The 5,478-nt window shown below is 28.1% G+C and carries 6 protein-coding genes; all 6 read left to right on the top strand.

Features of this window, described 5'->3' with window-relative positions; genetic code table 11:
* Positions 1 to 1,874: ATP-binding protein (locus tag ACMUOV_RS03530; RefSeq protein ID WP_413853732.1), on the top strand; the 1,874-nt coding region annotated here is incomplete at its 5' end.
* Positions 1,852 to 2,205 (top strand): response regulator, encoded by a 354-nt coding sequence (locus ACMUOV_RS03525; protein ID WP_413853731.1) that lies wholly within the window; start codon positions 1,852 to 1,854, stop codon positions 2,203 to 2,205. The genes ACMUOV_RS03530 and ACMUOV_RS03525, both read left to right, overlap by 23 nt.
* 11 nt (positions 2,206 to 2,216) lie before the next feature.
* Positions 2,217 to 3,383, top strand: coding sequence for an HD-GYP domain-containing protein (locus ACMUOV_RS03520; RefSeq protein ID WP_413853729.1), 1,167 nt, complete (start codon positions 2,217 to 2,219; stop codon positions 3,381 to 3,383).
* A 2-nt stretch (positions 3,384 to 3,385) separates the two neighbouring features.
* Positions 3,386 to 4,066: a biotin/lipoate A/B protein ligase family protein gene (locus ACMUOV_RS03515; RefSeq protein WP_413853728.1), complete on the top strand. Its 681-nt coding sequence runs from the start codon at positions 3,386 to 3,388 to the stop codon at positions 4,064 to 4,066.
* An 89-nt stretch (positions 4,067 to 4,155) separates the two neighbouring features.
* Positions 4,156 to 5,100: an MraY family glycosyltransferase gene (locus ACMUOV_RS03510; RefSeq protein WP_413853726.1), complete on the top strand. Its 945-nt coding sequence runs from the start codon at positions 4,156 to 4,158 to the stop codon at positions 5,098 to 5,100.
* Between the two features lie 3 nt (positions 5,101 to 5,103).
* Positions 5,104 to 5,478 (top strand): NAD(P)-binding protein (locus tag ACMUOV_RS03505; RefSeq protein ID WP_413853725.1); only part of this gene is annotated, 375 nt, incomplete at its 3' end.

Here is a 5,478-nt window from a genome sequence, read left to right as displayed (position 1 = left end):
TATCGTTTTTTTTGATAGCATTAATGTTACTTTCAAATTTGTTTGTTGAGAAAATAAATTTTTATTCATGGGGCTTATATCCCAAAGCAGGTCGGCTTAATTTTATTTTTATTGTTTATTCGATTGCCGCTTTTGTTTTTCCGATATATGAAGTGTTTAAACATTCAAAAAGTAAAGAAATATCGTCCGTTCAAAAACAGAAAGTTTTATATATCACATGTATATCGGTTTTGTTCTTTGTGGTTTTTATATTTGACACTTTGTTTTTCTATGAATTTTTTAAATTCAATATAAAACCCGCAAGTTATGTTCTTTCTTTGTTTTGTTTTGCAATTGCCGTAATAATAACGAGTAACAGATTAAACAATTTAAAAGTTTTTATAATAAAAGCATTGATATTCAGCTTTATTGCCGTTTTTGTTTTGCTTGTTTCTTACAGAATAGAAGTCTTTTTGGCAAATGTTCCGTTGTCAAGTCTTATAACTTTTATTTTGACGATATCTTCTTTTTTGATATATGCAAAAATTACAAAAGTTATAGAAAATATTTTGTTGGCCAAAAATAACGAATATCAAAATTTATTAATTCATGCCGCAAGCGGTATGGCAAACGAACATAACCTGGATAAACTTATAAAATTAATTTCGTTCATTTTTTTAAGAGATGTTAAAGTCGGTTTTGTTTCAATATTTATTGAAAATAAGGAACGAAAACAATTTGAAATGAAAACTTTAAGAACTTTTTATAGGACCGATAAGAAAGTGATTTCTTCTTGCGGTTACGAACATCCTTTTATTAATTATATAAAACATAGAGAAAATCCGTTTTTGTTTGATGAAATACCTCAATATATATCGAATTCGTTTAAATTCCCTTTCAAAATAGGGCTTATAATTCCTTCTTTTGACTATAATATTAAGGGCTTTATGATTATAGGAGAAAAAAGAAATAAAGATATTTTTACGAACGAAGATATAAATATTTTTAAAATGTTATCAAGACAAACATCTTTGGCAATGGAAAATTGTTTGGTTTTTGAAGAATATAAACAGGCACAGGAAAAAATATTTAATGCCGAAAAATTGGCTTCGATAGGCGGGCTTGCCGAAGGTGTTGCTCATCAAATTAAAAACAGACTTAATCAATTTTCAATTTTGGCAGGTGAACTTGAAAATGAAATAGAAGATTGCAGGGAAAAAAATAAAGAAATTTTTACCGAAAATACTTCTGTTTCGGATACGTTTGATTATTTGGCTACAATAGCAACTTCATTAACTGCAAATGTTGTAAGAACAAATGATGTTGTAAAAGGTATTTTGGAATATGCAAGAACCGAAACAAAACAATCCGCATTTGAAAATTTTGAATTCAAAGAAGTTGTTGATTTAACACTTGATTTGTTAAAAGTAAAACATAAGTTGCTTGCTAACCTTAATATAGTAAATGATTTTGATGAAAAGGAAAAAATTTACGGCATAAAAGCACAGCTTGTTGAAGTTGTTTATAATTTAACGGATAATGCGTATGAGGCAATTTTGGAAAAGAATGCTTTATTGACTAAACAGAATAAAATTGAATTTGAACCGAAAATAATAATAAGTTTAATAAAAAAAGAAAGTTCAAAAGTTATAAAAATAGCAGATAACGGCATAGGAATAAAGGATGAAAATATTTCTAAAATTTTTGCACCTTTTTATTCCACAAAATCATCATATAAATCCGGAACGGGTATAGGTATGTATATCGTTAAAAGAATAATAACCGAAAATTTAAACGGAAAAATTTGGCTTAATTCGGATTACTTACATGGAACACAAATATTTATAGAATTGCCGAAAGGGGATTTTAACAATGAAAAAAGTTTTAATAGTTGATGATGAGAAAGAAATTGTTGACTTTATGGCAAGGTTTTTAAAAAGGTTAAATATTGACAGTAAAACCGCAATTTCCGGTGAACAAGCTTTGGATTTTTACAAAACGGATAACTATGATTGTGTTTTTTTGGATATACATCTTGGCGGTATTGACGGTATTGAAGTATTAAAACAATTAAAACAATTAAAACCGGATGTGAAAGTTGTTGTAATTACCGGAAGTATAGGTGAAGAATCAAAAGATAAAATTTTAAAATTAGGGGCAATTGATTATCTTCAAAAACCTATAGTATTGTCGGATTTTAAAGAAAAAGTTAAAAATTATATTTAGAATAATGATATATGGAAAAGAAAAAAGCATTAAATGAATATTTATCCAAAGTTGCAAAGCAAATGGTTTTTATCCGTGATGCCGAGTTGCTTTCAAAACTTGTTATTAAAATTGTAGCCGAACGTTTAAACGTAAAACATGTCGGGTTATTTCTGTATAACAAAAAAGCGGAAGAATATGTAATAAAACTTTCACAAGGTAAGAAAGGTTTAAAAATTCCGGTTAATTTTACAAAAATCAAAAAAAACAGTAATTTAATTAAATTTTTTTATAATCGTGCTTTACCTTCAAAAAATAAATTGTCGGTTTCGGAACGGGAAATAAATTTATTAAAAAGAAAAAATAAAAATGATAAATTGTTTTTGAAACAATTGGAAGAACTTGAAGATGCAATGTTTATATATGGTGCCAAACTTGTAGTTTGCGGTTTCTTTAGAAATAAAATACCCGTTATTTTTTTTATAGGGGAGAAAGAAAACGGTAAAAGTTTCACTAAAGATGAAGTTTCATTTTTAAATATATTGGCTTCCGATGTTGTTATGGCAATACAGAATACAAATCTGTTTGAAAATATAAAAAATCAACTGGATAAAAACAAGCAAATACTTTTAAATATCGTTCAAACTTTGGCCACCGTTCTTGATGTAAAAAATTCTTATACACACGGACATGCCGAGCGTGTTATGAAATATTCGCTGATTATTATGAAATATATACCTAAAAATATTTTAAAAAATTATAAAAATTTTGAAGATACTTTGAAAATATCATCTTTGTTACACGATATCGGTAAGGTCGGAATTCCCGAAGATATTTTAAATAAAGTCGGAAAACTTACCGAAGAAGAATTTGAATTGATTAAAAAACATCCTGCAATGGGGAGCGAAATTTTAGAGCCGATAAAAGAATTTCATGAAGTTTCGTTAGGGGTTAAATATCATCATGAAAGATACGACGGTAAAGGTTATCCGTATAAATTGTCGGGAACCAATATTCCGTTAATTGCATCAATAATTTCGGTTGCCGATTCTTATGATGCAATGTTAAATGACAGACCTTACAGAAAGGGCTTGGCAAAAGATATTGTTATAAAAGAAATTATTACAAATAAAAATAAACAATTTTCACCGGTTGCCATTGATGCATTTGTTAAAGCCGTTGAATATAATCAAATGTAATTATGAAAAGTAAAAAAATAAGATGTATTATTGATATTGAAAGAGACTCTTATACGAATATTGCACTTGATGAAATGTTTTTTGTCAGGGAAAGTTTTGAGCCGGTTATAAGGTTTTATACATGGCAATATCCTGCCTGGACCATAGGATATTTTCAAAAATACAGTGATATAAAAAATGAAAATAATTATCCGATTATAAGAAGGTTAACGGGCGGGCTTGCAGTTTTACATAAAAATGATTTGTCGTATTCGGTTATAATCGATGATACGTGGCCTTATTTATACAACCAGGAAAAAACTTATGAAGCAATTCATAATGAGATAAAAAAATCTTTATTTGCCGTCAATATAATTTGTGACGGTAATGTTAAGTTTAATACGGGACATAAAGATATATCTTGTGTTAAAACTTTTTACAAAGATGATTTGTTTGTTAACGGTAAAAAGGTTGTCGGTTCTTGTCAAAGAAGAAGAGGTAAAAAAATATTGGTTGAGGGTTCTATACATCTAAAGTTAAATTATGAACAAATAAAAAATTTTGCTAATATATACTTTAATAATATTTCAAAATTTTTAAATTGTAAGTTTGAAATAAATTCTTTGACGGATAATGAATTAATTGCTGCAAAAACATTGGTAGAACAAAAATATAATACCGATAAATGGAAAGGGCTTTTTTAACGATGAATACGAAACTTTTATATGTGCTTACATTTTTTATGTCTTTTTTTCTTTCTGTTCTATTGACTCCTTTTTTTAGATTTATTGCAATGAAGTTTAATATTTACGACAAGCCGATAACTGCTGTAAAAACTCATAAAATAAGTACTCCTTATTTGGGCGGGCTTGCAATTTGGACAGGGTGGGCTATAAGTTTACTGGTTATAAGGTTAATTTCAAATTTTCCTACCGGAACTTTAAATAATTTAAGGTCGTTGATAATAGGTTCGTTATTACTGCTTATTTTGGGTTTATGTGATGATATAAAAAAAGGCGGATTAGGGTTTAAATTTAAATTTCTTATTCAAATAATAGCATGTTTGATAGTGGTTGTAGGTTTTGATATAAGAATTAATTTTATTGAAAATTATTTTTTGTCCGTAATAATAAGTATATTTTGGATAATAGGTTTATCAAATGCTTTTAATTTGATAGATATTATGGACGGGCTTTCAAGCGGAGTTGCCGCAATTGCAGCGGGATTCTTTTTTGTTATTGCTTTTCCGAGTGAAATGATTTATGTAAATTTTTGTTCGCTGGCTTTATGTGCGGCTTGTTTAGGTTTTATTCCTTATAACTTATCAAAGAAAAAGAAAATTTTTATGGGTGATACCGGAAGTCTTGCAATAGGTTTTATATTGGCAACCGTTGCTATGGGAACTTCTTATACAAAAATAAATCCTGTTGCCGTTTTTGCACCGTTGCTTGTTTTGGCTGTTCCTGTTTTTGAAACAATTTTTGTCAGTATAATAAGAATGTTAAACGGGAAAAACCCTTTTTTGGGAAGTAAAGATCATTTTCCGTTAAGACTTGAAAAAGCGGGTCTTACACGTTCAAAAATTTTAATTGTTATTTACGGTATGGCTTTTATATTCGGAATGCTTGCTTATTTTATTATTAAATTAAGTTCGAAGGACGCTTGTATTATTTTTGCTATTGCTGTAATTACCTTAATATTATTTTCAATAAAACTTGCAAAAATTAAAATGGATTAAAAAATGAATATAGATATTGATATTATTATAGGTGCCGGTATAACCGGGCTTTCTTATGCATATTTTTCAAAAAGAAATTTTATGGTTTTTGAAAAAGAAAAGCAGGTGGGCGGTTTATGTAAATCCGTTAAAGACAGCGGTTTTACTTTTGATTATTCAGGACATTTTATCCATATAAAAGATAAAAAAATAAAAAAGTTTATAGAAGATATTTTGGGTAAAAAATTATTAACCGTCACAAGAAATTCCGTAATTTACTTTAAAGATAAAATAATACCGTTCCCTTTTCAGGCAAACTTATACTATTTATCCGATAAAGAAAAAAAAGAATGCGTGGAAGGTATTAAGAACAGAAAAAATATTAAAATTTATAATGAT

It is taken from the genome of Candidatus Ruminimicrobium bovinum, assembly GCF_902760015.1.
Classification (GTDB): Bacteria; Elusimicrobiota; Endomicrobiia; order Endomicrobiales; family Endomicrobiaceae; genus Ruminimicrobium; species Ruminimicrobium bovinum.
This window is presented reverse-complemented; position numbering and strand designations above follow the sequence as displayed.

Excerpts from the sequence above, each read along its gene's own strand:
- ACMUOV_RS03525 (WP_413853731.1), top strand. The coding sequence starts at position 1,852 with ATGAAAAAAGTTTTAATAGTTGATGATGAGAAAGAAATTGTTGACTTT.
- ACMUOV_RS03520 (WP_413853729.1), top strand. The coding sequence starts at position 2,217 with ATGGAAAAGAAAAAAGCATTAAATGAATATTTATCCAAAGTTGCAAAG.
- ACMUOV_RS03515 (WP_413853728.1), top strand. The coding sequence starts at position 3,386 with ATGAAAAGTAAAAAAATAAGATGTATTATTGATATTGAAAGAGACTCT.
- ACMUOV_RS03510 (WP_413853726.1), top strand. The coding sequence starts at position 4,156 with ATGAAGTTTAATATTTACGACAAGCCGATAACTGCTGTAAAAACTCAT.